We start from the raw sequence: 25,719 nt of genomic DNA on the forward strand, positions 1-25,719 counted from the left end.
GTGAAGCGCGCTGCGTCGGTCAAGCTGATGCACGCGGCGTTTCACGGCAAATATGGCCGCACATAATTGACGAATTTGACGAACACAAGGTAAGGGTAATGGCAAAAATCATTGTGGTGACTTCGGGCAAGGGTGGCGTGGGCAAGACGACCACGAGCGCGAGTTTTGCATCAGCCCTCGCTCTGCGTGGCAGCAAAACCGCCGTGATCGACTTCGACGTCGGCCTGCGTAACCTCGACCTCATCATGGGTTGTGAACGCCGCGTGGTGTACGACCTGATCAACGTGATCCAGGGCGAAGCCAATCTGAACCAGGCGCTCATCAAGGACAAGAAGTGCGAGAACCTGTTCATCCTGCCGGCCTCGCAAACGCGTGACAAAGACGCGCTGACCATGGAAGGCGTCGAGAAGGTCATCAACGACCTGATCGCGATGGACTTCGAATTCATCGTGTGCGATTCGCCGGCCGGTATCGAATCGGGTGCGCTGCTCGCCATGCATTTCGCCGACGAAGCACTGATCGTGACGAATCCGGAAGTCTCGTCGGTGCGCGACTCGGACCGCATCCTCGGCATTCTGTCGTCGAAGACCAAGCGCGCGATCGAAGGCAAGGAGCCGATCAAGGAACACCTGCTGATCACCCGCTACAACCCGAAGCGCGTCAGCGAAGGCGAAATGCTGTCGCTGACCGATATCCAGGAAATTCTGCGCATCGACCTGATCGGCGTGATTCCGGAATCGGAAGCGGTGCTGCACGCATCGAACCAGGGCTTGCCTGCAGTGCATCTGGACGGTACGGATGTAGCCGAAGCCTATAAAGACGTCGTGTCGCGTTTCCTCGGCGAGCAGAAGTCGCTTCGCTTTACCGATTACCAGAAGCCCGGGCTGCTGCAGCGCCTCTTCGGCACCAAGTAAGGGGAGCGCACGTAATGTCGATTCTTTCGTTTTTGCTGGGCGAGAAGAAGAAGTCCGCGTCGGTAGCGAAGGAACGCCTGCAGTTGATCATCGCGCATGAGCGCGCCGGCGGCCATGCGCCTGCCGATTACCTGCCTGCGTTGCAACGCGAACTGGTGGCCGTGATCTCGAAGTACGTGAAGATTTCCCATGACGATATTCGCGTGAGCCTCGAACGTCAGGACGATCTCGAAGTGCTCGAGGTCAAGATCGAAATACCGCAGGCTTGATCGTTTAAAAGGTCTGTTTCGTCTCGCGGCCGGTTTCTTATGACGTGCTGCGCGCTTCGCTGCGTTGCGTCGAGATGACGTGATGCAGGGCGGCGCGCGAGTGCGCCGCTCCGTTGTGCCTCTTCGTTTTTTCGTTGCTCCCACTTTCTTCTGTGTTCGCGCGCATGGGCATGCATGGGCGTTCTCGCGCGCGTCAGCGGTGCGTCGAAATAATCCGTTGCACTTCGGCGTGTGGCGTTACACGCCCACGGTCAGCCGCTGCGTGCCCTCGCGCATTAAATGGATAACGCCGCCTTCGGCGCCTATCTACAGAGGGATAACATGAACAAGACCTTTCGTTTGCTGCTTGCCAACACCGTATTGATCGCCGCCGGCGCAGCCGCCGTGGCATCGGCTTCGGCCGCGGAAGTCGTCGTGATCGCACCGTCCGCGCCGCCGCCGGTGCGCTACGAAGCAGTGCCCGCGTCGCGGGTCGGCTATGTGTGGGATCACGGTCATTGGCGTTGGGATCACGGCCGCTATGTGTGGATCGGCGGTCACTGGCAAGCCGAGCGTGTCGGCTATCACTGGGTGCCGGGCCACTGGGTCGCGCACGGCCCGAATTATCACTGGGTTGAAGGCCACTGGGCGTAACGCCATGTGCTTCGGCATGCACGGCGCGGCGAGTGCCGCGCATGCCGTCCCTTCCGTTTCGACAAGCACGGACAAATGCATGCACCGCGCCGCGCGTTCGGCGTAGCGCTCGCCAGCGCGCGCTTCAGGAAACCCTGTGATGAAAAAGAATCTGCTTCTGATCGCCGTGCTGGCGGTCATGCCGGCCGGCTGCGTCGTCGTGCCGGCGCGGCCGATGTATCTGCGCGCCCCGGCCGTCGTCGTCTACTGACGCGGTGCGCCGCCGTTGGCGTCGTCAACCGGCGGCTCACCGTCGACTTGCGCAACGGGCCGGCCGGGCGCTTCGACCTCGGGCACTTCCGGCGTCGGCGCGGGCACGGGTTGCGGCAACGGCGTCATATAGCGCGCGGCCAGCGACTCATACAGAGGCGGCGCAAAGAGACGCGACACGCGGCTCGAAATCAACGCGGTGGCCATCAGCGAGATCACCAAAGCGTGGCCGTTGATCATCTCCATCACAATCACGAACGACGTAATCGGCGACTGCGTGACGGCGGCCAGGTAGCCGACCATGCCGAGCGCGATCAGCATCGGCAGATCCATCGAGTCGAACACCCGGTGCAGCAGATCGCCGAAGCCCGCGCCGATCGACAGCGACGGCGCGAAGATGCCGCCTGGAATGCCCGGCAAATAGGAGCCGACCATCGAAATCATCTTCATGAACGGATAAAACACCGACAACTGCGCGTGGCCGTCGAGCAAACCGCGCGCTTCGGCGTAGCCGCTGCCGAAAGTCGTGCCGCCCGAAATCAGGCCGACCACCGCGATCACGAAACCGCACACCGCGGCGAACGCGACCGGCCGCTCGCTGTGCAACTGCCGCAGCGGCGCCGGAATCCAGCGCGCGGTATTCAGCAGGAGCCAGCCGAACAAACCGCCCGCAAGGCCCGTGACGATCGCCGTAAGCAACACCGCGAGCGCCAGCACATTGGGAAAGTGCGCGCCGATCTGGATGGTGCCGAAATAAGTGTAGTTGCCATTCAAGCCGAGCGCGATCACGCCGGCGATGATGATCGCGGTAATCAGCACGCCGCTCGCGCGCGCCTCGAAACTGCGCGTCAATTCCTCGATCGCGAACACGATACCGGCGAGCGGCGTGTTGAACGCCGCGGACAAGCCCGCCGCCGCGCCGGCCAGCACGAGTTGCCGTTCGATCAGCGCATTCGAGCGGGGATACAGCCGCCGCAGATTGAACATCAAGGCGGCGCCGACCTGCACGGTCGGCCCCTCGCGGCCGATCGTGAGGCCGCCGAGAATCGCCAGAAACGACACGACGATCTTGCCGAACAGAATCCGGAAGGTCAGCAGCCGCGACCCGTATTCGCTCGTCCGGGAGTGAAGGGTGGCGATGACCTGCGGAATGCCGCTGCCTTCGGCGCCGCGGAAGAACTTGCGCGTGAGCCAGACGGCCAGCGCCGCGACCGCGGGAGTGATGATCAGCGGCGCCCACACATGCCGTTGCTGCACGGAGCGAAACTCGTTGTAGCCCCAGTCGATCAGCCTTGCGTACAGCACCGCGGTCAGCCCGACTGCGATCGCACCGAGCCAGAAGACGCCGTATTGGCGCCACAGTCGTCTCGCGCGTCGAACGATGGCGGAAGATCGGATCGGGATGGGCCGGGACATGAGCGTGTGTGGCGCAAAAGGGTGCAGTATAAGTCGCGCCGCGCCCATCACCTGTGTGAAAGTATTCTGAAATGATGTAAAAGGGCAGCGTGTCAGCCGCTGAACGTAACCCCGCTGTAGCAATGACCGAAAGGCGCGATGCCTGATTCGGCAAAGGTTATCGGATTCGTCGGCTAAAATACTGTGATGTCCGAACAACTCACAGGTCCTCAATGAAGCGCGTTCTTATCGTCAAGGTCACTTCGCTCGGCGATATCGTGCAAGCCTTGCCCGTGGTCGCCGATATCAAGCGCGCGTTTCCCGGCGTTCAGGTGGATTGGGCCGCGGACGAAGCATTCGCCGAAGTCGTGCACTGGAGCGAGAATGTAGACCGCGTGTTGTGCGCGCCCTTGCGCCGCTTCAAGAAAGCGCGCCGCTGGGCCGATTTCAAATCGATCTGGGCGTCCATCGCCGAGTTGCGCGCCTATCGCTACGATTTCATCCTCGACATTCAGGGCGTGTACAAGAGCGCGATCATTGCGTTTCTGGCGCGCTCGTCGCGACGCATCGGCTACCGGGCGCCGGATCTCGGCGAGCAGGGCGCGGCGTTCGCTTATACCGGCCGATTCGGCCCGCGTCCGAAATGCAATGCGTGGCATGGCATGCGCATCAGCGCGGGCGAGGCACTGGGCTACGAGATAGAAGGCCCGGCGGTCTTCAATCTGCGCTTGCCGGAACCGGCCACGCTTCCGTTCGAGGCGAACGGCGCGCCGGTCGCGGCGTTCTTTCACGCCACCTCGAAAGACGACAAAAAATGGCCGGTGAGCCATTGGGTGGCGATCGGCCGCGAACTCGCGCAGCGCGGTTTTCAACTGGTGCTGCCGTGGGGCTCAGAAGGCGAGCGGCTCGAAGCGGAGCAGATCGCATCGCAACTGCCGGGCGCGACCGTCCTGCCGAAAATGAGCGTGACGGAAATCGCGCAGATGATCGACGCGTGCTCGCTCGTGATCGGCACCGACACGGGCTTCGTCCACCTTGCGCACGCGCTGCAGAAGCGCACGGTGATGATCTTCGTGGCGACACCGCCGTCGCATTACGGCATTGAATCGCCATATCGCTCCGTCTCCATCGGCGACGGCCAGTCGGTGCCGCCCATCAGCGCCGCGCTCGAGGCGATCGACTACGTTCACACCGAGGCGCACGACGTGACGGTGCAGCACGGGTCCGCAGCCGTCTGAACGCGGCGTCCCGACGTCTTGCGCAATCGTTTGCTCGAAAAGAAAAGAGGCGCGACGCGCAGTCCGCTCAAACAACCGAGCGCCGCCTCGTAACGCCTCCGAAAACGCCCGTGTCGGGGAACAGCGGGCGGAGAGGAATCGCTGCAATCAATACATTCGGCTACGCATTGAACGGTGCCATCGCGTACGCGCCTGGTGTCGACGCGATGACCGCCGCCTGGCGACCGGCCGGGATGCATCTCCGGTTCATCTGCGGTATAGGGTGCGAATGTCCACACGGTTTCGTGCAGCACCTCGACTTCCCGCAGCCGCGAATTCAAAAGGCGCCGCGCATTACACGCCTGTTAAATCTGTCGCTTTTCGTTGAGCGCCGACTTGGCCATTGACGCATTATTCGCGTGACCAAAGGCGACGGCGCGCTGCATGCCTTCGTGGGCACCTTGTCCGGCAGATTCACCTTGCGCCGCGTATGCGCCGCCAGCAAGGCACGCGCCGTACCGGCACATTCAAACCAGTATAGGCGGTGATTTCCTCCGATGTGAATTCGACGTGATCGCGCCTCGAGCGCAGTGCGTTACGCGCGTCGATCATGTAACACCTTGGTGATTTTCCCTTACAAATCGCAACGCTCGCGCAGCGCGCCGTCGTGTTCAATCGAGTCATTCGGGGTTTCGGCTCGAATGACTCTGACACGATGGAGAACAACAATGAAACGCTTGATCCTCAGCCTGATCGCAGGCACGTTGCTCGCAACGGCACTTGGTGGTTGCATCGTCGCACCCGCGCCGGGCTACTACGGCGGCGGTGGCTACTATCATCACGGCGGCTATTACTACCGGTGATCCAACTGGCCGAGGCCGCGGCGCCTGCGATGGCGCCGCGGCACCCGTCCGCGTCAGGCCAGCAGCATTTCGAACGCAATGACCGCGGCGATGGCCGCAGCATTCGCAGCCAGCGCTTCCACCACGATGCCTTTCCATGTCGCCGGACGAAAGCGCAATGCAAGCAATAGCGAACATAGCAACGCCAGTGCAATGATCATCACGACGTCCGCGTTGTGAAGGTGAACGTTCATCCCTGCCTCCCTGCTGCCTGAAGGGTTATTGGAGTCGAGTATAGGCATGTCAAAAAGACGCGCAAGGCAGGGAATTTACTCAGCAAATGCTCGGCTAGCGAAGGGCGCTCCTCGCGTTACATCAGCCGTGTGTCGCGTGTTTCGCGCATGCACAGCACGCCGATCATGCTGACGGCCGCGGCGATCGACACATACGCGCCCACCCATGGCAACCCGCCGCGCGCGGCGAGCATCTGCGCGATATACGGCGCGACGGACGCGCCGAGAATCCCACCGAGGTTGTACGACACACCGGCGCCGGTATAGCGCACATTGGTGGGAAACAACTCCGGCAGGAGCGCACCCATCGGCGCGAACGTCACGCCCATCAAAAACAGTTCGATCACGAGAAACAGCAGCACCAGCGACGTCTGTCCGCTGCCAAGCAACGGCGCCATCGTGAAGCCAGACAGAATCGCTGCGATGATGCCGACGATCAGCACCGGCTTGCGTCCATAGCGGTCGGCGGCCCAGGCCGACAGCGGCGTGGCGAGCGCCATGAACACCACCGCGATGCACAGCAGACCGAGGAACGTCGGCCGCGGAATATGCAACACGGAGACGCCGTACGACAGCGAAAACGTGGTGGCGTTGTAGAACAACGTGTAGCAGACCACCATCGCGAGCGCGCCGAGCAGGGTCGGCACCCAGTGTTGCGACAGCAGCGTGGCGATCGGCACCTTCACGCGTTCTTGACGTTCGATCGCCGCCTGGAACGCCGGCGTCTCGGCGATTTTCAGGCGCACGTATAAACCGAGCGCGACCAGCACCGCGCTCACAAGGAACGGCACGCGCCAGCCCCAGCTGCGGAACTGTTCGTCGCTCAGGGACAGCGCCAGCGCGAAGAACAGTCCATTGGACGCCAGAAAGCCGATCGACGGCCCGAGTTGCGGGAACATGCCGAACCAGCCGCGTTTGCCGGGCGGCGCATTCTCCGTGGCGAGCAATGCCGCGCCGCCCCATTCGCCGCCGAGGCCGATGCCCTGGCCGAAGCGCAAGATGCACAACAGGATCGGCGCGAGGCTGCCGATCGAGTCGTAGCCGGGTACGAAACCGATCAGCGTGGTGGACACGCCCATCACCAGCAGCGACGCCACCAGCGTCGATTTACGGCCGATCCGGTCGCCGAAATGGCCGAACAGGAACGAGCCGATCGGCCGCGCCACGAAGGCGATGCCGAACGTGACGAAGGCCGACAAGGCCTGCGCCGTCGCCGAGCCATGCGGAAAAAACACCGGTCCGATGACGAGCGCCGCGGCGGTCGCATAGACGTAGAAATCGTAGAACTCGATCGCGGTGCCGATAAAGCTCGCGAAGATGATCCGCGAACTCTTGTTTTGCCCGGCCGCATTGGGCTGGGCCGCGGAAATCGGCGAAGTGGACATGCAGGGTCTCCCTATGTCGTGATGCCGCCGGACGCCCGGTTCGTGAGCCGGTGGCGCGTGTGGAGACGGCATCTTTGTTCAAATTCGTGGGCCTCGCTTTGTCCGCGGGCCGATGGGCGGATCGTGTAACGCAGGCGACGCAAACAACGAAGCAACAGCTTACAACGGCAGCCGGCGAAGTTCGCCCGCGAAAGCGGCCATACCAGGGCAATAACCAGGCGGGAGGCGTGCGGCGGGCGAGGTAAGGCGGGGCGGCCGGTGCGGCGCGAAACCGGGATGTTTTGGGGTCCGGGCAACGGCGGGCCGCATCGTGCATCAAGCAGGCGGCGCTCGCGGATGGCGCGGCGGCGCTGCAATCGGGCTCACGCCGCGCCGGCGGGTGAGCGGGCGGGGTGAGCCATGCCGGAAGGCTCCGGCGCGGGGAATCGGAAAATTATAGCGAGCGCGGCCGCGCCGCAGCAAGGCAGCGCCGGTTTTGCCGCACGCTTTGCACGACACGAACCGTGTTCAATCGATGGTCTGCGCTTGCGGCGAGGCGAGCTCGCGGAGCTGGAATTTGCCGTTGTCGTTGAACAGCCAGTCTTCGAATAGCTCGAGCTGGCCTCGACCGTTCAGCAATTTGCCGGGCGGTTGCGGCAGCGGCGCGGCGCGCCGCAAGCTGGCGAGCGCGGTGCTCTCGGCTTCGTCGTCGCCGTTGGTGCGATACACCGCCGACTCCAGCACATGGCCATTGCCATCCACTGTGAACGACACGACCACCAGCGAGCGCAGCATCGCTTGCGGCGTGCCGCGCAGCACGTAAGACGGATTGCGTTCGATGATGCGTCTGGCCACGGCCTCGCGGTACTGGTCGAGCGTCGCACTGTTGATAGCGGCCGCGGGCGTCGGCACACTGGCGCGCGGCGGTGGTGTGATGGTGCAGCCCGCCATGCCGATAACCAGGCCGGCGACGAGGAGCATGCCGCGCACATGCGCGGGCCGTACGCCGACGCTGCAAACGCAGCGTCCGTTGCAATGGCGAAGATGACGCGTGCGAGTGAACATGATCAGGGAACCACAAAGACAGAGCCTGATTTGATGGTAGTCAAAATCCGCCAGGAAGCAATTGGCGTTCGCCCGCTCTATGTGGTCCAACCGACTGTAATAGGTGGAAATATGAGCGAATTGGTTGGCGGCGAAAACACGCCTACACTTCGATGGCCTCTTTCGAGAGGCATCGGTGGAAGTCTTTCATTTAGCCCGCTTCGCGCGGGCTCTTTCTTTTTTGCGGCGCGGTTCGCGGGAGCGCGTGCGGCGCGAAAACAAAAGGCGAACCCGATAGCGAGTTCGCCTTTCTATCCGCAAGCTGCGTGCAGGAGCCAAATAGGAACCAAGCAGAACCCAAGCACGAGACGAGCGCAGAATGCACGCTCACCGCATGCCGCGCGTCCGCTTACTTCAGCGCTTCACGTGCAGCCTTCACCGCCGCGAGCACCTGTTCCGGCGCCGTGCCGCCCGGATGATTGCGGCTCGCCACCGAGCCTTCCAGCGTCAGATACGAGAACACGTCTTCGCCGATCAGATGCGCGACGTTCGGCAGTTCCTTGCGCATTTCTTCGAGCGTCAGATCCGCCAGATCGCAGCCGCGATCCGCGCAGACGCGCACGGCCAGCGCCACCGCTTCGTGTGCGTCGCGGAACGGCAGGCCGCGCTTGACCAGATAGTCGGCCAGATCGGTTGCCGTGGAGAAGCCTTGCAGCGCGGCGTCGCGCATGGCTTGCGGCTTCACCGAAATACCGGCGACCATTTCAGCGAAGATGCGCAGCGTATCCGCGACCGTATCGACGGTGTCGAACAGCGGCTCCTTGTCTTCCTGATTGTCCTTGTTGTATGCGAGCGGCTGGCCTTTCATCAGCGTGAGCAGCGCGATCAGATGGCCGTTCACGCGGCCGGTCTTGCCGCGCGCGAGTTCGGGCACGTCTGGGTTCTTCTTCTGCGGCATGATCGACGAGCCGGTGCAGAACCGATCCGCCAGATCGATGAAGCCGACGCGCGGGCTCATCCACAGCACGAGCTCTTCGGAGAAGCGCGAGACGTGCGTCATGACGAGCGCCGACGCCGCCGTGAATTCGATCGCGAAGTCGCGGTCCGACACCGCGTCCAGCGAGTTCGCGCAGATGCCGTCGAAGCCCAAAGTCTTCGCCACCGCATGACGATCGATCGGATAGCTGGTGCCGGCGAGCGCGGCCGCGCCCAGCGGCAGGCGGTTCACGCGCTTGCGGCAGTCGATCATACGTTCGGCGTCGCGCGAAAACATTTCGACGTAAGCGAGCAGGTGGTGGCCGAACGTGACCGGCTGCGCCACTTGCAAGTGCGTGAAGCCCGGCATGATGGTCGAGGCGTTCTTCTCCGCCATGTCGAGCAGCGCGGTGCGCAACTCCGTCAGCAAACCGCCGATCCGGTCGATCTCGCCGCGCAGCCACAAGCGGATATCCGTCGCCACCTGGTCGTTGCGCGAGCGGCCGGTGTGCAGGCGCTTGCCGGCGTCGCCGATCAGCGCGGTCAGGCGCGCTTCGATATTCAGATGGACGTCTTCCAGATCGAGTTGCCACTCGAACTCGCCGCGCTCGATTTCGCCCTTGATCTGCGCCATGCCGCGTTGGATCGCGGCGAGGTCGTCGGCGGCGATGATCTTTTGCGCGGCCAGCATCGAGGCGTGCGCGAGCGACCCTTCGATGTCGACGAGCGCCAGACGCTTGTCGAAGAAAACCGACGACGTGTAGCGTTTGACGAGTTCCGACATCGGCTCCGAGAAGCGAGCCGACCAGGCTTCGCCTTTTTTGTGCAGTTGGGACGTCATGGTGTTGGGCAGTTAAGCGGCAGTTGAGCGAGCGGTGAAGAGGCTGGCGACGCGAATGCACATGCCGTGCAAAGTGACGCCGAAGCGAGGAAAGACAGGGATTTTAACACTCGCCGGGAGGCTTAAAGACGCCGTGCGCCGCGGCTGTGTCCCATCACCTATTCGCGCACCAGCACTACCAGCTTCAGATCTTCGCGATGCGCGGGTTTGAACGTGATCTGGTCGTAGACGATACGGCCGTCGCGCGGATGGTTGAACTCGCGCCGTCCGCCTTCGCGGCCGCCCACGTCCTGCGAGGCCCAGAAGCGCGCGAACGCATCGCTCGCGGCGGTGAGCGAGTCGATCAGCGCGCGGGTGGGCGCGTCGTTCAGATGGCGGATCGAATCGGCGCGGAATTCGGCGGCGAGCCGCCGCGCGCGCGTTTCCCAATCGACGATCAACTCACGCGCGGCCGCTTCCGTGAAGGTATAGCGCAGCAGATTGCGGTCGTGCGCGCCGTCCAGCCAGCCGACGAACAGGTCCGTGGCGCGCTCGTTCCACGCGAGCGCATTCCACTGGCGGTCGAGCACATAGGCCGGCGCACTGACAAGCTGCACGGTTTGCAGCAAGGTGGCTGGCGCGTCGGCGGCGGCCGGATCGGGCTCAGCCGGGTCGCGCTGGGCGGCCAGTTCGAACAGATACGCCCGTTCGGCCCGCGACAGTTGCAACGCGACGGCGATGCGCGCGAGCGCGTCGGCGGACGCGGAGACCGGGCGCCCCTGTTCGATCCATGTGTACCAGGTCGGACTCACGCCGCACAGTTGCGCGACTTCCTCGCGCCGCAATCCGGGTGTGCGGCGGCGCGGCCCAGGCGGCAGGCCGACCGCTTGCGGCGAGAGCCGCTCACGGTGAGCGCGGATGAAGTCGCCGAGCGCGCGGGCCGGGGTGGCGTCGAGCGGCGGCGGGTTGTCGGCGGAAGACGGCGTGGTCATGCTGAGCGGGCGATAGGGCGACGAAGGCAGGGAGGTAATGGCGATACCAGAATAATCGCTTAACTTGTACCGGTACACAGCGGGCTCTATTGTAACGGCTGGAATCGCACAACGCGCTTCCAGCGCTGCCCCAAATACCTAACCGGAGCCTCCCATGAAGCATCACGATCAGGTCGCCGACGCCTTTGGCTCGACCGCCGCCGCCTATTTGACGAGCCCGACCCATGCCACCGGCGCCGATCTGCGGACGCTGGCCGAATCGATCGCGGCGACGCCGGATGCGACGGTGCTCGACATGGGTTGCGGCGCGGGCCATGCGAGCTTCGCGGTCGCGCCGCACGCGCGAGCCGTGGTCGCCTACGACATCGCGCCGCAAATGCTGGCGACCGTGGAAGGCGCCGCGAAGGAGCGCGGTCTCGCCAATATCCGCACGCAGCAGGGCGCGGCCGAAGTGCTGCCGTTCGCCGATCATTCGTTCGACTGGGTGATCAGCCGGATGAGCGCGCATCACTGGCACGACGTGCCGCTCGCACTCGCCGAAGTACGGCGCGTGTTGAAGCCGGGCGGCAAGGTGCTGTTCATCGATATCGCCGGCAGCGATCATCCGCTGCTCGACACGCATATCCAGGCCATCGAGTTGTTGCGCGACGGCTCGCATATTCGCGATTACCGCGCCGACGAGTGGCTCGCGTTATTTGCCACGGCCGGGTTCAGGGCGTCGATTCGCGAGCGCTGGCGCATCGACATCGAGTTCAGCTCGTGGGTGGCGCGCATGCGCACGCCGGAAGCGCGTGTGGTGGCGATTCGTTCCCTGTGGGCGAATTCGCCGGACGAAGTCCGCCAATATTTCGACGTGCAGGAAGACGGCTCTTTCAAGCTCGACGCGTTGATGATCGAGGCACAATAAAAAGCCGGGCGCGACGAACAGCGTCGCGCCCGGCTTGTGTGCTCAAAGGCGTGCAATCAACCGCGTGCGTGCTTAGCCCGTGTTGCGCAAGCCCGCCGCAATCCCGTTGATGCTCAAATGAATTCCGCGCCGCACGCGCGCGTTGGTGTCGCCGGCGCGGTGACGCTTGAGCAACTCCACCTGCAAGTGATTCAGCGGGTCCAGATACGGGAAGCGATTCTTGATGGAACGCGCGAGCAGCGGGTTCTCCGCGAGCCGTTCGCTCTTGCCCGTGATCTCCGACAACACCTTCGACGTGCGCTCCCATTCCGCGACGATCCGCTCGAACACGTGCTTGCGCAGCTTCTTGTCGGACACCAGCGCGGCGTAGCGCGAGGCGACCGCGAGGTCGGTCTTTGCCAGCACCATGTCCATGTTCGACAACAGGTTGGCGAAGAACGGCCACGTCTTGTGCATTTTCTTCAGCAGCGCGAGACGGGTCTTGCGCTCAGCGTCGGTCGGCGCGCTGTCCAGATGCGCGGCCACCGCGCTGCCGAAACCGTACCAGCCGGTCAGCAGCAACCGGCATTGGCCCCATGAGAAACCCCACGGAATCGCGCGCAAATCTTCGATCTTGCGTTGCTTCGGATCTTGCAGTTTGCGCGAGGCCGGCCGGCTGCCAATGTTCAACTCGGCGATCTCCGCGATCGGCGTGGACTCGAAGAAATACTCCTTGAAGCCCGGCGTTTCGTAGACCAGCGCGCGGTAGGACGCCATCGCCGCGTCGGACAACTGCTGCATCGTTTCCTCGAACGCGGGCAGTTGCGCCGGTGCAATGCCGTGCGGCAGCAACGACGCTTCGAGCGTGGCGGCGACCACCGTTTCCAGGTTGCGCCGGCCGATTTCCGGATTGCCGAACTTGCTGGCGATCACTTCGCCTTGCTCGGTCAAACGGATCTGGCCGTCGACGGTGCCCGGCGGCTGCGACAGAATCGCCTGATAGGTCGGACCACCGCCACGGCCCACGGTGCCTCCGCGTCCATGGAACAGACGCAGCGTCACGCCGCGTTCGTTGAAGAGCGACACCAGCGCGAGTTCGGCGCGGTACAACTCCCAGTTCGACGTGAGGAAGCCGCCGTCCTTGTTGCTGTCCGAATAGCCGAGCATCACTTCCTGCTCGTTGCCCTGATGTTCGATCAGCGCGTCGACGCCCGGCAGCGCGATCAGGTCGCGCATGATGTGCGGCGCGTTGCGCAAGTCGGGGATCGTCTCGAACAACGGGATCACCATCAGGCCCGCTTGCGCCGGATCGTTCGCGTCGCCCAGACGGCCGTGCAGCAGGCCGGTTTCCTTTTGCAGCAACATCACTTCCACCAGATCGCTCACGGTTTCCGTGTGCGAGATGATGTAGTTGCGCACCGCGCGCGCGCCGAATTTCTCGCGTGTGATGCGCGCTTCCTCGAGCACGCCGAGCTCGCTCTTCACGAGGTCGGAGTAGTCCGCGTACGGCAGGCGCAACGGACGCGGCTGCGCCAGTTCGGCGAGCAGCACCTTGAGCTTGTCTTCTTCCGTGAGCGCCGCGTAGTCGTCCTCGACGCCGGCGCGCTTGAGCAGTTCGGCGATCACCGCTTCGTGAATGTCGGAGCTCTGGCGCAAGTCGATGCTCGCCAGATGGAAGCCGAACACTTCGGCGGCGCGCGCGAGCGGCGACAGACGCGGTGCGGCGAGCGGCGCGCCATGATGCTCGGCGAGGGAATCGATCAGCACGTGCAGGTCGCGCACGAATTCGGCCGAGTCGCCGTACGGCGTGGCGCGGATCGGCGCTGCGCCGCGGCCCGCGCTGCGCACCGGCACGCTGCCTTCGCCGAGGCGCACGCGCGCGCTCGCGGCGAGCCGCGTGTACATGCCGATCAAGGCCCGGCGATACGGCTCGTCGGTACGATGCGGCGACTGGTCGGGCGAGGCGGCGGCGAGTTCCTTCAGGGCGTCGCTGGCGCCGGCCAGCAGGTTCGATACCGACAACTCCGCGCCGAGCTTGTGCACCTGCTCCATGTAGTGCTCGAAGATCACCGCGGCCTGGCGGGTGATCGCGTTTTCGAGCGTTTCGGCCGTGACGTTCGGATTGCCGTCGCGGTCGCCGCCGATCCAGCTGCCCATCTGGAAGAACGGCGGCAGGCGCGCGTCGATGCCGTGCTCGACGAGCGCTTCTTCGATATCGGCGTAGAGCGCCGGGATTTCAGAGAGGAAAGTGGCGCGGTAGTAGGACAGCGCGTTCTCGATTTCGTCGGCCACGGAGAGGCGCGAATCGCGCAACATGCGCGTTTGCCATAGCGACGTGACGCGGGCGCGCAGCATCGCTTCGTTGTGCGCGCGCTCGCGGTCGGTCAACTGCTGATCGCGTTCGGCGAGCAGGCGCGCGACGTCGTGCTGCGCGTCGAGAATGCTCTTGCGCTGCACTTCGGTCGGGTGCGCGGTGAGCACCGGCACGATCAGCGCGTCGTTGAAGAACTGTTGCAGGACCGGCGTGGCGGCCGCGTTGGCTTCGACCAGCCGTTCGAGCGCATGGGCAATCGTGCCCGGTTGCGAGGTCGAACCGGCCAGTTCGTGAATCCGGTGACGGCGATTGCGGTGGCGGTCTTCAGCAATGTTCGCGAGATGCGAAAAGTAGCTGAACGCGCGCACCACGCTGACCGTTTGCTCCGGGCTCAGCGAGCGCAGTTTCTTGTCGAGCGTTTGCGCGGCGGCGCTGTCGTCTTCGCGGCGAAAGCGCACGGCGGTCTGGCGGATCGTTTCGACGACATCGAACACCGCGTCGCCTTCCTGTTCGCGCAGCACGTCGCCGAGCAGGCGTCCGAGATAGCGGATGTCCTGGAACAGCGGATGGTCTTTGTCCTCGCGCGTGCGGCCATTGTTCTTCGGCGCGGAAGCGGAAGCCGGCGAAGACGATTCCTCCGGCACGGCCTGCAGCGCGGGCACTTGCGGCGCCTCGGCAACGACCTTGATCTTCACGGAGCCGCCCTTGGCGGCTTTTTGCGCCTTGGCGGCGGACGCGGCTTGCGTCGTCTTATCCGTTTTGACTGCCTTCACGGGCTTGTCCGTCTTGAGGGGCGCGGAGGTCTTGGCGGCCTTGCCGGCTTTGGCGGCGTGAGCAGCCTGAGCGGGTTTGCCGGCGCGTTTGGCCGATGTGGACTCAGCAGTGGTTGTGGCCGAGGCGGCGGCAGAAGCGGCGGGCTGGGCGGCGTCGGCCGCGCGAGCGTTGGGCGATGCAGTGTTGCGGCGGGCAGGGCGCGCCGATCCGGAAGACGTCACGATGGGTTTCCTCAGGGAAGCCAGGGTCTGTTGAGTGATGAACTGCTACTGCGGAACTGCACTATGAACTGCAACGTGAACTGCAAAGGGAACTGCGCGAAACGGTATGCGCCGATGGCGATACGCCTGAGAGGAGACTGTGCGCCAGAACGGTGCCGCGCGTTTGCACGACACTCGTTCGAGGCACCTGCGGCACCTGAGCGATGTCAGGCCGCATCGCATCATCCCGCATGCGGCGGCCCGGTGCGCGAACGACCGTGCGTGAACATGCCGGGATGGGGCAGGCGCGCACCGCGCGAAGCCCGTCTCCTCTATCGATACCGCTTCAGCACGGCGCCTGGCTGCGTCTTGGGACGCAAGGCCGCGTGCTAACATTGTTTGTTATTACATCCCGTCATTCGATCAGCAAGCTAATGAACACCGAGACGTTTTCCACGCCACCCCACACGCTTGTGATTGCGTCGCGAGAAAGCCGCCTGGCCATGTGGCAAGCGGAGCATGTGCGATGTGCGCTGCACAAATTATATCCATCTTGTGACGTAAAAATCCTCGGAATGACAACACGTGGCGATCAAATTCTCGATCGCACTTTGTCGAAGGTTGGTGGTAAGGGCCTCTTCGTGAAGGAACTGGAAGCCGCGCTCGCCGACGGCCGCGCCGACCTCGCCGTGCACTCGCTCAAAGACGTGCCGATGGAATTGCCCGCAGGCTTTGCGCTGTCCACCATCATGGAGCGCGAAGATCCGCGCGACGCGCTGGTCTCCAATGATTACGACTCGCTCGCGGCGCTGCCGGCCGGCGCCGTGGTCGGCACCTCCAGCCTGCGCCGCGAGGCCATGCTGCGCATGCGTTACCCGCATCTCGAAGTGCGGCCGTTGCGCGGCAATCTGGACACGCGTCTGTCGAAACTCGATCGCGGCGATTACGCGGCGATCATTCTGGCCGCAGCCGGTTTGAAGCGTCTGGGTCTGGGCGAGCGCATCCGCGCGCTGCTCGATCCTGAAGACAGCCTGCCCGCAGCGGGCCAGGGCGCGCTCGGCATCGAGATTCGCGCCGATCGCGCCGACCTTGCTGCATGGCTCGCACCGTTGCATCACGACCACACGGCAGCGGCCGTCGAAGCGGAGCGCATGGTCTCGCGCGCGCTCGGCGGCAGTTGCGAAGTGCCGCTCGCCGCGTATGCCATGTGGCGCGACGGCGCGCTGCATCTGCGCGGCATCGTCGCCACGCCGGACGGGCAACGCGTGCTGAGCGCGCAGGCGTCGGCGCCGGCGCCCAGCGTCGAACGCGCCATTGCGCTCGGCCAGGAAGTGGCGAACGCGCTTGAACAGCAGGGCGCAATGGACATCGTGCGCGCGCTCAGCACCGCCAGCGGTCCCGCCGCGGCGAAGCAGGGCGCGGCGGACAGCGCGGCGACCGGCGAGTGATGGCGGCCGATATCCCAGGCAACACTCCTTCACCCGTCGGCAAGGCGGCGTTCACGGTCGTGATTACGCGACCGGCCGGTCAGTCGAACGAATTGATCGCGCGGCTCGCCGCCGCAGGCATCCTCACGCTCGACTTTCCGCTGATCGACATCGCGCCCGTCACCGACGACGCGCCCTTGCGCGCCGCCTTGGCGTCGCTCGAACGCTATGCGCTCGTCGTGTTCGTGTCGCCGAATGCCGTCGATCAGGCGTTCGCCCACAGCGACGCGATCTGGCCGCATGCGCTGCCGATCGGCGTCGTCGGGCCGGGCAGCGTGCACGCGCTCGCGCGCCATGGCGTCGCGGCGCCGGCGTACAACGTGATCAGCCCGCCGTCCGGTTCGGATGAAGACACCGCGCGGTTCGATTCCGAAGGTCTGTTCGCCGCGATCGATACGGCGCTTGGCGCAGCCAGTCTCGAAGGCAAACGCGTGCTGATCGTGCGCGGCGACGGCGGCCGCGAATGGCTCGCCGAACGGCTGCGCGAAGCCGGCGCCGAAGTGGACACGGTCGCGGCATACCGGCGCCTCGTGCCGGAACCGTCGATCGGCGCCTGGGCGCGCGTGCACGAGTTGCTCGCAGGCGAGCCGCACGCGTGGCTGCTCACCAGCTCCGAAGGCGTGCGCAATCTGCACGAACTGGCGCAAGACCACCTCACCGCCGACGAGATCGCGCAACTCAAACGCGCCGCGCTTGTCACGCCACATCCCCGTATCGCGCAGACCGCGCGGGCATTGGGTTTTGATAGCATGACGGTGTCCGGCGCGGGAGATGACCGCATTGCCCGCGCCTTGATTGCCGCCGTCCCGCCCGTCGTCCAACCGGTATCGTCCAATCCGGCTCATTCACCGGCTAAATCACGCATGACTGAAACGAACGCATCCACGAACGCTTCACCCCAGCCGGCCGCGACCACTGCGTTGCCGCCGAATCAACCCTTCACGCCCTACGAAGCGCAAAAGCGCCATAGCGCGAGCGGACCGCTGCTGTGGTTTGTCGTCGTGATCATGGCTTGCGCCGCGGGCGTGGGCGGCTATGCGCTCAATCGCAAGGTCGAGCGCACGGAGCAGCAGATCGTGCAGCGCCAGCAAGCCAACGACACGCAGACCAACGAACTGCGCATCAAGACCGAGCAGGCGCTCGCCACGGTGCATCAGTCGGAGTCGCAGGTTGCGCAACTCGAAGGCAAGCTCGCCGATGCGCAAACCTCGCAGCAGGCGCTGCAACAGCAATACGCGGACCTCGCGCGCAATCGCGACGACTGGACCCTCGCCGAAGTCGGCCAGATGCTCTCCGCCGCCAGCCAGCAGTTGCAGCTCACCGGCAACACGCAGCTCGCGCTGTTCGCGCTGCAAAGCGCCGACACGCGTCTCGCCGCATCGGACAGTCCGCAAGCGGTCGCCGTGCGCAAGGCCATCGCGCAGGACATCGACAAGCTGAAGGCCGCGCCTTCCACCGATCTCACGGGCATGGCCATCAAGCTCGACAACGCGATCGACCAGGTCGACAACCTGCCGCTTTCGGGCGAAGCGCCGATCGCGCACGCCACGCCGCGAGCCGCGACATGGGCCGACACGGCCAAGGTGGCCGCGGCCACCGGCGAGCCGCGCTGGAAGGTGTGGTGGCGTGAAGTGAGCACCGGCATCGGCCAGCAGTTGACTAGCCTCGTGCAGGTGCGCCGGATCGACAACGCCGACGCGATGCTGGTCACGCCCGATCAGGGCTACTTCGTGCGCGAAAATCTCAAGCTGCGTCTGCTGTCGGCGCGTCTCGCCTTGCTGTCGCGCAATGAAACCACGCTGAAGTCCGATCTGCAGGCGGCGCAGAATGCGCTCACGCGTTACTTCGACAACTCGTCGAAGAAAACGCAGACCGTGACCGATCTCGTCAAGCAGGTGGAAGCGGGCTCGGCCGCCGTTGAATTGCCGAATCTGAACACGAGTCTGCAGGCCGTCAATCAATACCGGAGCCGAGGTTAATCATGGCAATCCGGGGACTTCTATGGCTGGCATTGCTGTTCGTTGTCGCGGTGGTGCTGGCGGTGGTCGGGCGCTTCGACATGGGCCAGGTGCTGCTGATCTATCCGCCGTACCGCGTCGATATATCGTTGAATCTGTTCGTGGTCGGGCTGGTGGTGCTGTTCATCCTGATCTATGCACTGCTGCGCATCTTCCGCAATATCTGGCGCATGCCACAGCGCGTGGCCGCTTATCGCGCGCGCTCGCGTGTCGCGAAAGCGCATGCCGCGTTGCGTGACGCGATCGGCAATCTGTATGCCGGGCGCTTTTCGCGTGCGGAGAAAGCCGCCAAAGACGCGCTCGCGAATGGCGATAACAAGGGCGCGGCCGGGTTGATCGCGGCCACCGCGGCGCATCGCATGCATGAATATGCGCGGCGCGACGAGTGGCTCGCGCAGATCAACGAGGCCGACTGGCAGGATGCACGCCTCATGGCCACCGCCGACATGCGCGCCGACGGCCGTGACGCGGACGGCGCATTGACCGCGCTGACGCAAATGCAATCACAGGGCGGGCGGCGCATCCACGCGCAGCAGATCATGTTGCGCGCGCAGCAGCAATTGAAGAACTGGGGCGAAGTGCTCAAGCTCGTCAAGACGCTGGAAAAGCGTGAGGCGATTCATCCGGCGGTGGCGGTGCGTTTGCGCCAGCTCGCGGCGGAAAACCTGCTGCGTGACCGGCGTCACAATGCCGATGCGCTGCTGGAGTTGTGGAATTCGTTGTCGGCTACTGAGCGTCATTCGCCGCGTCTCGCGGATCTTGCTGCCGAACTGCTGGTGGCGCTGAATCGTCCGCAGGAAGCACGCAAGATCGTCGAGGAAGCGCTCGCGCAAAACTGGGATGCGCGCCTGCTGCGCCGCTATCCGGATACGGCGGGCGGCGACGCGTTACCGCTGATTCAGAAGGCCGAAGCGTGGCAGAAGGACCGTCCGGAAGATGCGGACTTGATGTTCGCGCTGGGGCGCTTGTGTCTGCATCAGCAGTTGTGGGGTAAGGCGCAATCGTTCCTTGAACGCGCGCTGAAACTCGCGGACAACGAGACGCTGAAGATTCGCTCGCATCGTGCGTTGGCGCGTTTGCACGAGCAACTCGGCGATGCGGATAAGGCGAGCCAGCATTATCGTGAAAGTGCGCTGGCGATGAATATCGTTTGAGGTTTTTTGAGCGGCGCGTCTGTTCCTGGTGCGTGGCTTTGAAAGCGTGAAATTGCGGGTTGATGAGTGGATGGCCGCAGCGGATGCTGCGGCCATTTTCATTGATGCTCAGCCGCCCTTGTCCTGGCCAACTCACGCGATACTAACTTTTACTCGAAAACAAATCGGCCACAACGGACCGCAACCAGCGATTGCCGGCCTCGTGATGGTACTTCGCGTGCCAATGCTGCCGCACCGCGAATTTATCGACCGGAAAAGGACAGGAATGAACCGCGAGGCCGTTCACTCTTGCCAGCGTTTCCCCGATGTTCCGCGGCAACGTGGCAATAAGATCCGTCGACTTTATGATTGACCCCAACCCGAGCATGCCCGGAAGTTCGAGCACCACATCGCGTTCTATGTTCTCGCGCAACAGCGCCTGCTCCAGCAATTGCGCGCCTGTGCCAGCGGCGATGATCACGTGTCCCTCGCTGCAGTAGTGCTTCATGCTCAGTCTCGAGCGCACGCGCGGGTGATTCGGATTGGCGAGGCACACCCAATCCTGCATATAAAGCTGTTGCTGATACATCCCGCTGCCAAGCCACGGTACATGCCCGATCGCCAGATCGGCCTCGCCGGATTCCAGCGCGCGCTCCGTATTTCCATCGATTCTCGCGGCTTCCAGCCGAATGCCCGGTGCATGCGCGCGCACGTGCGCCAGCATGCGCGGAAGCAGGGTGATGTGGCTCGCATCGGTCATGCAAATGCGAAAGCGGCGCTTTGCCGTTGTCGGATCGAATGAGATTTCCCACGCGGAAAATCGGCGAAGCGACTCCAGGATCTCCCTGCACGGTCCGATCAGCGCGTCCGCCTGAGGCGTCGGAGTCATGCCGCCCGGCGTCCGGACGAACAGCGGGTCCTGCAGATGTTCGCGCAAACGCCCCAACCAGATACTGACCGTGGGCTGACTCTGTCCGAGTTGATCCGCGGCCCGCGTGACACTGCGCACGTCGTACAGCAGGTCGAATAGCTGGAGCAGCTTGAGATCGGGTAGCTCGGATGTGCTCATGGCAGTATTGTCCAACGCAATGCCGTCATTGTATCCATTGCATTGCGCCGGCGGATGCATCCCAGTATCTTGATTTTGGGCACGAATGCGCGCCGTCGCGTGCGACTGGCCACATTCCAGCCGCCAGAGAAGCAGCCGACGATGCTGCTCCAGTCAACTCAGAATCAGGAGACGTTCATGGACAAAGGAATGCTGCGGCAAGGCGGCGCAATAGACGGGCACCAGGATGAAAGAGCGCGCAAACAGGCACGGAAAGCGAGAGCGAGCGGCTGGATAGGTTCCGCGCTCGAGTACTACGACTTCTTTATATACGCGCAAGCTGCGGCGTTGATTTTTCCTCAGATCTTCTTTCCCAAAGGCGATCCAAAAATCGCGATCGTGGCCTCGCTGGCGACGTATGGCGTGGGCTATGTGGCGCGGCCCATCGGCGCGTTCGTGCTCGGACATTGGGGCGACACCCACGGGCGCAAGACCGTGCTCCTGATTTGCATGTTCCTGATGGGCTTTTCCACGATGGCCGTCGGCTTGTTGCCCACGTATCAATCGGTCGGCATGCTGGCGCCGGCGCTGCTGGTGATTTTGCGCCTGGTTCAAGGCTTTGCCGTCGCGGGCGAGATCTCAGGCGCCAGTTCGATGATCATGGAACAGGCTCCGTTTGGCCGGCGCGGCTACTTCGCGAGCTTCACGTTGCAAGGTGTGCAAGCCGGTCAGATTCTGGCCGCCGCCGTCTTCCTGCCGCTTGCGTACTACATGCCGGAAGATGCCTTCGTCGCATGGGGCTGGCGCATTCCGTTCCTGCTCAGCGCCGTCGTCCTGATTGCCGGCTTTATCATTCGACGTGAAGTCGACGAAACGGCCGCGTTCGCCAAGGAAGATGCGAGCGGCCGGGTCGCGCGCGCGCCGATCCTCGAAGCGTTCAAGTACAGCTGGCCTGACATGTTTCGCGTCCTGTGCATGGCGTTCATGAACGTGATACCGGTCGTCACCACGATCTTCGGCGCTGCGTATGCGGTGCAGCCCTCCTACGGCATCAACTTCCATGCGAGCGTGTATTTGTGGATTCCGGTGGTCGGCAATATCGTGGCGGTGCTCGTCATTCCGTATGTCGGCAATCTCTCGGACCGCATCGGACGGCGGACGCCGATGATCTTCGGCGCGCTCTCTTCCGGTCTTCTTTCGTACGCGTATCTGTATGCGATCAGCGTTCACAACCTGCCGGTCGCCTTTGTGATGTCGATACTGATGTGGGGCGTGGTGTACCAAGGTTATAACGCGGTCTTCCCCGGTTACTATCCGGAACTGTTCCCGACGCGCTTTCGCGTCTCCGCTATGGCGATTGCCCAAAACATCGGAACGACCATTACCGCGCTGCTTCCCGCGCTGTTCGCGGCTGTCGCGCCGCCGGGATCGCACAATGTGCCGCTGATGATCGGCTCGATCACGCTGGGCGCCACGATTATCTCGGCGCTGGCCGCATGGAGCGCGCGAGAGACATACCGCGTGCGTCTCAGCGACCTTGGTATGAAAGACGCCGCGCCGATGCCTAAAGAACAATACGACGAGCTTCGCGAGGAAGCATTGGGCGAAGCAAGACTCGCGAAAGCGGCCATGCAGACGCGTTGATTCGAAATGAACGGGCGCATCTGCGATGTGCCCGTTCTTGCCCTGTCGATATTCGCCGTGCTTCTGCGCCGCGCATGGGCCGACGCATGAAATGTCAGGCGGCTGCCGACACCGCTGCGCGCAGTCCGAGCGAATAGCTGTCGATACCGAAGCCGCAGATTTGCCCCTTCACGATTTCGGCGAACACCGAATGATGGCGGAAGGCTTCCCGCGCGTGGATGTTCGACATATGAATCTCGACGATGGGCACCGTCAGTATGGCGAGCGCGTCGCGGATGCCATAGCTATAGTGCGTCCACGCGCCGGCATTGATGAGCACGCCATCCACATTATCGACGAAGGCTTGATGGATTCGCGAACACATGTCGCCTTCGCTGTTGGTCTGATAGCTCTCGACCGTCACGCCAAGCTCCTTGGCTAGCGCCTGGAGCTGAGCATCGATGTCGGCGAGCGTGGCCGTGCCGTATTGCGCGGGATCGCGCTTGCCGAACATGTTGTGGTTGATGCCGTGCAGCATGAGGAAAGATTTCATCAGTTATCGGTATCGAGGTTTAGAGGGGCGTTGTCTCGACGACCGCGCCGGTTTTCGCGGCTTTGCCGATGACGACCGCGAGCTTGTAAGCCACGGCCGAGCCGCGACAACGGAATGCCGTCGGAAAAGCCTCGGCGGAATAGGCGGGCTGTCGTCAATCGAGCGGCACGGTGAGACGGTCGATGATCGCGCGCGTGCACGGACGCGCGCCCCGCCACCATGCGAATGCTTCGGCGGCCTGTTCGACCAGCATGCCGACGCCATCGGCAATACCTTGCGCACCCGCGTTGCGCGCGAGCCGCAGGAACGGCGTGAGGCCCTTGCCGTACGCGAGTTCATAGGCGGTGCCGCCCCCGCTGAAGACGCTCGGTGGAACAGGCGGCAGTTGCCCGGTCAGGCTTGCAGACGTTGCGTTGACAACGAGGTCGAACTGTTCCATCGATTCGAGTTCCGCGTAGCCGCACGCGGTGAGCGTTGCGTCCGCCGCGACCTGTTCGACTAGCGCCTGCGCTTTCTCCACATGCCGGTTAGCGATGACCAGTCGCGCGGGCCGCGCCGCAATGAAGGGGAGCAACGCGCCGCGCACCGCACCGCCCGCGCCCAGCACGAGCACGCGCTTGCCCGCAATCGGCTGATGCAGGTTGATTTCGATGTCACGCACAAGGCCCACGCCGTCGAAGTTCTCCGCCACGATGCGGCCGTTCTCGAACTTCATCGCATTGACGGCGCCCGCGAGCGTAGCCCTTTCGCTGCGCTCGTCTGCTATGGCGAACGCCTGCAGCTTGAACGGCGCAGTGACGTTCATGCCCTTGCCGCCCGCGGCGATGAAGGTTCTCACCGTCTCTTCGAAGGCGTTGGCCGGTTCCAGCGGCGCTTCGATGGCGCCGTACGTCATGTCCTGTCCGGTCTCCTCTGCGAAAAGACCATGGATCAGGGGCGATTTCGTATGCCCGATCGGATTGCCGATTACCGCGTATCGATCGCTCATCACGCCCCCGGTTTCGAAAACAGCACGCCATCGGTCTGCATTGCGTCGATTTCCGCTGCGCTAAAGCCCAGCGATTGCGCGACCTCCGCGTTGTGCTGACCGAGATCGGGGCCGACCTCGTGGATGGACGTGTCGCAGTCAGAGAAGCGGAACGGCAGGTTCGGAAGCCGCAGTTTTCCGAAGCGCGGATGCTCCTGCTCGATCACCATGCCGCGCGCGACGATCTGGGGATCGGCGACGACCTCGTCGATGCGCTGAACCTTCGCGCTCGGGACATCGACGCTGTCGAGCAGCGCCAGCACCTCCGCAACGGCGCGCGCGGCCACCCACGCTTTCACGACCGTGAGAATCTCCTCGCGATTGGCGTTGCGGCCGTTCAGGCTATGAAACCGCGCATCGGCGCCAAACCCGGCCGGACCGCCGTGCTGTTCGACGACCGTTGCGAATCGCTTCCAGGAATCATCCACCTGGGCGGCGATGACGAGATCGCCGTCGGCCGCGCGAAACACGCCGTACAGCGTCGATGTCGGCATGTCGTGGCCGGTTTGCTCCGGCACCACGCCTTGCATCGTGTAGCACTGGACCGCATATTCATGCATCGAGAAGAGTGTGTCATACAGCGCCATGTCGATATGCTGACCGCGTCCGCTCTTCACGCGGCCGAGCAGCGCGGCGTTGATGGCGGCGACCGCGTGAATGCCGGTGTACATGTCGCCGAGCGAAATGCGCATGAGCGGCGGCGGCTCGCCGGGATTGCCGATCATCTGCATGATGCCGCTCTTCGCCTCGGCGATGAGACCAAAGCCCGCGCGATGCGCGTCCGGTCCGGTGTGTCCGTAAGCCGAGATTGAGCAGTAGACGAGGCCCGGATTGCGCCCGGACAATGCGGCATAACCGAGGCCGAGCTTATCGAGCGCACCCGGCCGATAGTTCTCGATGAACACATCCGCTGAATCGCACAGACGCTCCATGAACGCCTTGCCGCGTGGATCTTTCATGTTGACGCTGACGCCGCGCTTGCCCATGTTGAGCTGCAGGAAATAGGCGCTTTGCTGATCGTCGAGAATCGTGGCGTGCTGACGGCCGGCGTCGCCGCTGCCGGGACGCTCGACCTTGATGACTTCCGCGCCGAGTGCCGCGAGGCAGCGTCCGACATAAGGGCCGGCAAGAAAGTGGCTGTAATCGACGACGCGAATACCTTCGAGGGGACGGGCTTGCATCAGTTCGCTCCCGGACGGCGCGGGATCATCAGCCGATGCTCGCCACGTTGAACGACTTCGCCGTTCTGATTGATCAACTCGGAGGGCAACACGACGATGCCCCAATCCGGCTTGCTCTTGCTCGCACGCATGGAGCCGACGCGGAACTTCACATGCAGCACGTCGTTGACCTTGATCGGCAGCAGAAAGTCCCAGGTCCAGCCGAGCGACATGCCGGGCAGAAAGCGATAAGCGCTCTGCGTCTTCAGACCATCGGCGATCGACAAGCCAAACAAACCGTGCGCGACGATGCAGCCGAAATGGCTCGCGTTCGCGTATTCCTCATCGACGTGGACAGGCGTGTGATCGCCCGTCAGATCCGCGTACGCGAGGATGCGTTCTTTCGTGACGGTGTAGGGGGGGCTTACGCACTCGTCGCCTTCGCGCGCATCGTCCCAGTATTTTTCGGTGATGTTGATGGTGCTCATG

Annotated in this window: 22 protein-coding genes; 10 read left to right on the top strand and 12 right to left on the bottom strand. The window is 63.7% G+C overall.

Features of this window, described 5'->3' with window-relative positions; all coding sequences use genetic code 11:
• Window positions 1-98 precede the first annotated feature (98 nt).
• The 3 genes from minD to B0G81_RS30150 all read left to right on the top strand — a co-directional run bounded on the left by minD (window position 99) and on the right by B0G81_RS30150 (window position 1,816).
• Window positions 99-914, top strand: coding sequence for a septum site-determining protein MinD (minD, locus tag B0G81_RS30140; RefSeq protein WP_006048490.1), 816 nt, complete (start codon window positions 99-101; stop codon window positions 912-914).
• 14 nt (window positions 915-928) lie between these two features.
• Window positions 929-1,183 carry a cell division topological specificity factor MinE gene (gene minE / locus B0G81_RS30145; RefSeq protein ID WP_012432104.1) on the top strand — a complete coding sequence of 85 codons (255 nt, stop codon included), beginning with the start codon at window positions 929-931 and terminating at the stop codon, window positions 1,181-1,183.
• Window positions 1,184-1,504: 321 nt separating this feature from the next.
• The gene (locus B0G81_RS30150; protein ID WP_106280436.1) at window positions 1,505-1,816 is read left to right on the top strand and encodes a YXWGXW repeat-containing protein; all 312 of its coding nucleotides are present in this window, start codon (window positions 1,505-1,507) and stop codon (window positions 1,814-1,816) included.
• 243 nt (window positions 1,817-2,059) lie between these two features.
• Here the strand turns inward: B0G81_RS30150 and B0G81_RS30155 are convergent, their stop codons facing one another.
• The gene (locus B0G81_RS30155; RefSeq protein ID WP_134140415.1) at window positions 2,060-3,481 is read right to left on the bottom strand and encodes a chloride channel protein; all 1,422 of its coding nucleotides are present in this window, start codon (window positions 3,479-3,481) and stop codon (window positions 2,060-2,062) included.
• 212 nt (window positions 3,482-3,693) lie between these two features.
• Between B0G81_RS30155 and waaC the strand changes: the two genes are divergently transcribed.
• Both waaC and B0G81_RS45440 read left to right on the top strand, forming a co-directional pair.
• A complete protein-coding gene (gene waaC, locus B0G81_RS30160) occupies window positions 3,694-4,698 on the top strand; it encodes a lipopolysaccharide heptosyltransferase I (protein WP_134140417.1) in 1,005 nt (334 codons plus the stop codon).
• Window positions 4,699-5,405: 707 nt separating this feature from the next.
• Window positions 5,406-5,540 carry a hypothetical protein gene (locus tag B0G81_RS45440; RefSeq protein ID WP_012432108.1) on the top strand — a complete coding sequence of 45 codons (135 nt, stop codon included), beginning with the start codon at window positions 5,406-5,408 and terminating at the stop codon, window positions 5,538-5,540.
• A gap of 53 nt (window positions 5,541-5,593) precedes the next feature.
• Here the strand turns inward: B0G81_RS45440 and B0G81_RS30165 are convergent, their stop codons facing one another.
• From B0G81_RS30165 to B0G81_RS30185, 5 genes are all read right to left on the bottom strand, one after another.
• Window positions 5,594-5,773, bottom strand: coding sequence for a hypothetical protein (locus B0G81_RS30165; RefSeq protein WP_106279985.1), 180 nt, complete (start codon window positions 5,771-5,773; stop codon window positions 5,594-5,596).
• A 116-nt stretch (window positions 5,774-5,889) separates the two neighbouring features.
• The gene (locus B0G81_RS30170; protein ID WP_106279986.1) at window positions 5,890-7,197 is read right to left on the bottom strand and encodes an MFS transporter; all 1,308 of its coding nucleotides are present in this window, start codon (window positions 7,195-7,197) and stop codon (window positions 5,890-5,892) included.
• Window positions 7,198-7,704: 507 nt separating this feature from the next.
• The gene (locus tag B0G81_RS30175; RefSeq protein ID WP_241974646.1) at window positions 7,705-8,157 is read right to left on the bottom strand and encodes a TonB family protein; all 453 of its coding nucleotides are present in this window, start codon (window positions 8,155-8,157) and stop codon (window positions 7,705-7,707) included.
• A gap of 472 nt (window positions 8,158-8,629) precedes the next feature.
• The gene (argH, locus tag B0G81_RS30180) at window positions 8,630-10,036 is read right to left on the bottom strand and encodes an argininosuccinate lyase (protein WP_063497831.1); all 1,407 of its coding nucleotides are present in this window, start codon (window positions 10,034-10,036) and stop codon (window positions 8,630-8,632) included.
• 158 nt (window positions 10,037-10,194) lie between these two features.
• Window positions 10,195-11,007 carry a helix-turn-helix transcriptional regulator gene (locus tag B0G81_RS30185; RefSeq protein ID WP_116119270.1) on the bottom strand — a complete coding sequence of 271 codons (813 nt, stop codon included), beginning with the start codon at window positions 11,005-11,007 and terminating at the stop codon, window positions 10,195-10,197.
• A 154-nt stretch (window positions 11,008-11,161) separates the two neighbouring features.
• Between B0G81_RS30185 and B0G81_RS30190 the strand changes: the two genes are divergently transcribed.
• Window positions 11,162-11,914, top strand: a complete 753-nt coding sequence (locus tag B0G81_RS30190; protein ID WP_134140419.1) for a class I SAM-dependent methyltransferase — start codon at window positions 11,162-11,164, stop codon at window positions 11,912-11,914.
• Between the two features lie 72 nt (window positions 11,915-11,986).
• Here the strand turns inward: B0G81_RS30190 and ppc are convergent, their stop codons facing one another.
• Window positions 11,987-15,202, bottom strand: a complete 3,216-nt coding sequence (ppc, locus tag B0G81_RS30195; RefSeq protein ID WP_134140421.1) for a phosphoenolpyruvate carboxylase — start codon at window positions 15,200-15,202, stop codon at window positions 11,987-11,989.
• Window positions 15,203-15,615: 413 nt separating this feature from the next.
• Between ppc and hemC the strand changes: the two genes are divergently transcribed.
• The 3 genes from hemC to B0G81_RS30210 are packed head-to-tail and all read left to right on the top strand — an operon-like array spanning window position 15,616 to window position 19,840.
• Window positions 15,616-16,629 carry a hydroxymethylbilane synthase gene (hemC, locus tag B0G81_RS30200; protein WP_134140423.1) on the top strand — a complete coding sequence of 338 codons (1,014 nt, stop codon included), beginning with the start codon at window positions 15,616-15,618 and terminating at the stop codon, window positions 16,627-16,629.
• On the top strand, window positions 16,629-18,647 hold the full coding sequence (gene hemDX, locus B0G81_RS30205; RefSeq protein ID WP_134140424.1) for a fused uroporphyrinogen-III synthase HemD/membrane protein HemX: 2,019 nt from the start codon (window positions 16,629-16,631) through the stop codon (window positions 18,645-18,647). The genes hemC and hemDX overlap by 1 nt, the downstream gene beginning before the upstream one ends.
• A gap of 2 nt (window positions 18,648-18,649) precedes the next feature.
• Entirely contained in the window at window positions 18,650-19,840 is a 1,191-nt protein-coding gene (locus B0G81_RS30210; RefSeq protein ID WP_116142570.1) for a heme biosynthesis protein HemY, read from the top strand.
• Window positions 19,841-19,982: 142 nt separating this feature from the next.
• On the opposite strand, the gene B0G81_RS30215 is transcribed toward B0G81_RS30210, so the two are convergent.
• Complete coding sequence (locus tag B0G81_RS30215) at window positions 19,983-20,888, bottom strand: LysR family transcriptional regulator (protein WP_106280438.1); 906 nt, start codon at window positions 20,886-20,888, stop codon at window positions 19,983-19,985.
• A 189-nt stretch (window positions 20,889-21,077) separates the two neighbouring features.
• On the opposite strand from B0G81_RS30215, the gene B0G81_RS30220 reads away from it, so the two are divergent.
• Window positions 21,078-22,511 (top strand): MFS transporter, encoded by a 1,434-nt coding sequence (locus B0G81_RS30220; RefSeq protein ID WP_134143256.1) that lies wholly within the window; start codon window positions 21,078-21,080, stop codon window positions 22,509-22,511.
• A 94-nt stretch (window positions 22,512-22,605) separates the two neighbouring features.
• Here the strand turns inward: B0G81_RS30220 and aroQ are convergent, their stop codons facing one another.
• The 4 genes from aroQ to B0G81_RS30240 all read right to left on the bottom strand — a co-directional run bounded on the left by aroQ (window position 22,606) and on the right by B0G81_RS30240 (window position 25,718).
• Window positions 22,606-23,043, bottom strand: coding sequence for a type II 3-dehydroquinate dehydratase (gene aroQ, locus B0G81_RS30225; RefSeq protein WP_134140426.1), 438 nt, complete (start codon window positions 23,041-23,043; stop codon window positions 22,606-22,608).
• Between the two features lie 154 nt (window positions 23,044-23,197).
• A complete protein-coding gene (gene aroE / locus B0G81_RS30230; protein ID WP_116119275.1) occupies window positions 23,198-24,031 on the bottom strand; it encodes a shikimate dehydrogenase in 834 nt (277 codons plus the stop codon).
• Window positions 24,031-25,251: a CoA transferase gene (locus B0G81_RS30235; RefSeq protein WP_134140428.1), complete on the bottom strand. Its 1,221-nt coding sequence runs from the start codon at window positions 25,249-25,251 to the stop codon at window positions 24,031-24,033. Before B0G81_RS30235 ends, aroE begins: the two co-directional genes overlap by 1 nt.
• Window positions 25,251-25,718 carry a MaoC family dehydratase gene (locus B0G81_RS30240; protein WP_106280009.1) on the bottom strand — a complete coding sequence of 156 codons (468 nt, stop codon included), beginning with the start codon at window positions 25,716-25,718 and terminating at the stop codon, window positions 25,251-25,253. The genes B0G81_RS30235 and B0G81_RS30240 overlap by 1 nt, the downstream gene beginning before the upstream one ends.
• Between the last annotated feature and the right edge of the window lies 1 nt (window position 25,719).

Source organism: Paraburkholderia sp. BL6665CI2N2 (assembly GCF_004366535.1).
Classification (GTDB): Bacteria; Pseudomonadota; Gammaproteobacteria; order Burkholderiales; family Burkholderiaceae; genus Paraburkholderia.

What these genes read in the sequence shown, in the direction of transcription:
- hemC (WP_134140423.1), top strand. Translation starts at nt 15,616, where the DNA reads ATGAACACCGAGACGTTTTCCACGCCACCCCACACGCTTGTGATTGCG.
- B0G81_RS30175 (WP_241974646.1), bottom strand. Translation starts at nt 8,157, where the DNA reads ATGCTCCTCGTCGCCGGCCTGGTTATCGGCATGGCGGGCTGCACCATC.
- B0G81_RS30165 (WP_106279985.1), bottom strand. Translation starts at nt 5,773, where the DNA reads ATGAACGTTCACCTTCACAACGCGGACGTCGTGATGATCATTGCACTG.
- B0G81_RS30190 (WP_134140419.1), top strand. Translation starts at nt 11,162, where the DNA reads ATGAAGCATCACGATCAGGTCGCCGACGCCTTTGGCTCGACCGCCGCC.
- waaC (WP_134140417.1), top strand. Translation starts at nt 3,694, where the DNA reads ATGAAGCGCGTTCTTATCGTCAAGGTCACTTCGCTCGGCGATATCGTG.
- B0G81_RS30210 (WP_116142570.1), top strand. Translation starts at nt 18,650, where the DNA reads ATGGCAATCCGGGGACTTCTATGGCTGGCATTGCTGTTCGTTGTCGCG.
- aroQ (WP_134140426.1), bottom strand. Translation starts at nt 23,043, where the DNA reads ATGAAATCTTTCCTCATGCTGCACGGCATCAACCACAACATGTTCGGC.
- aroE (WP_116119275.1), bottom strand. Translation starts at nt 24,031, where the DNA reads ATGAGCGATCGATACGCGGTAATCGGCAATCCGATCGGGCATACGAAA.
- minE (WP_012432104.1), top strand. Translation starts at nt 929, where the DNA reads ATGTCGATTCTTTCGTTTTTGCTGGGCGAGAAGAAGAAGTCCGCGTCG.
- B0G81_RS30185 (WP_116119270.1), bottom strand. Translation starts at nt 11,007, where the DNA reads ATGACCACGCCGTCTTCCGCCGACAACCCGCCGCCGCTCGACGCCACC.
- B0G81_RS45440 (WP_012432108.1), top strand. Translation starts at nt 5,406, where the DNA reads ATGAAACGCTTGATCCTCAGCCTGATCGCAGGCACGTTGCTCGCAACG.
- argH (WP_063497831.1), bottom strand. Translation starts at nt 10,036, where the DNA reads ATGACGTCCCAACTGCACAAAAAAGGCGAAGCCTGGTCGGCTCGCTTC.
- B0G81_RS30155 (WP_134140415.1), bottom strand. Translation starts at nt 3,481, where the DNA reads ATGTCCCGGCCCATCCCGATCCGATCTTCCGCCATCGTTCGACGCGCG.
- minD (WP_006048490.1), top strand. Translation starts at nt 99, where the DNA reads ATGGCAAAAATCATTGTGGTGACTTCGGGCAAGGGTGGCGTGGGCAAG.
- B0G81_RS30240 (WP_106280009.1), bottom strand. Translation starts at nt 25,718, where the DNA reads ATGAGCACCATCAACATCACCGAAAAATACTGGGACGATGCGCGCGAA.
- B0G81_RS30215 (WP_106280438.1), bottom strand. Translation starts at nt 20,888, where the DNA reads ATGAGCACATCCGAGCTACCCGATCTCAAGCTGCTCCAGCTATTCGAC.
- B0G81_RS30235 (WP_134140428.1), bottom strand. Translation starts at nt 25,251, where the DNA reads ATGCAAGCCCGTCCCCTCGAAGGTATTCGCGTCGTCGATTACAGCCAC.
- B0G81_RS30150 (WP_106280436.1), top strand. Translation starts at nt 1,505, where the DNA reads ATGAACAAGACCTTTCGTTTGCTGCTTGCCAACACCGTATTGATCGCC.
- hemDX (WP_134140424.1), top strand. Translation starts at nt 16,629, where the DNA reads ATGGCGGCCGATATCCCAGGCAACACTCCTTCACCCGTCGGCAAGGCG.
- B0G81_RS30170 (WP_106279986.1), bottom strand. Translation starts at nt 7,197, where the DNA reads ATGTCCACTTCGCCGATTTCCGCGGCCCAGCCCAATGCGGCCGGGCAA.
- B0G81_RS30220 (WP_134143256.1), top strand. Translation starts at nt 21,078, where the DNA reads ATGCTGCGGCAAGGCGGCGCAATAGACGGGCACCAGGATGAAAGAGCG.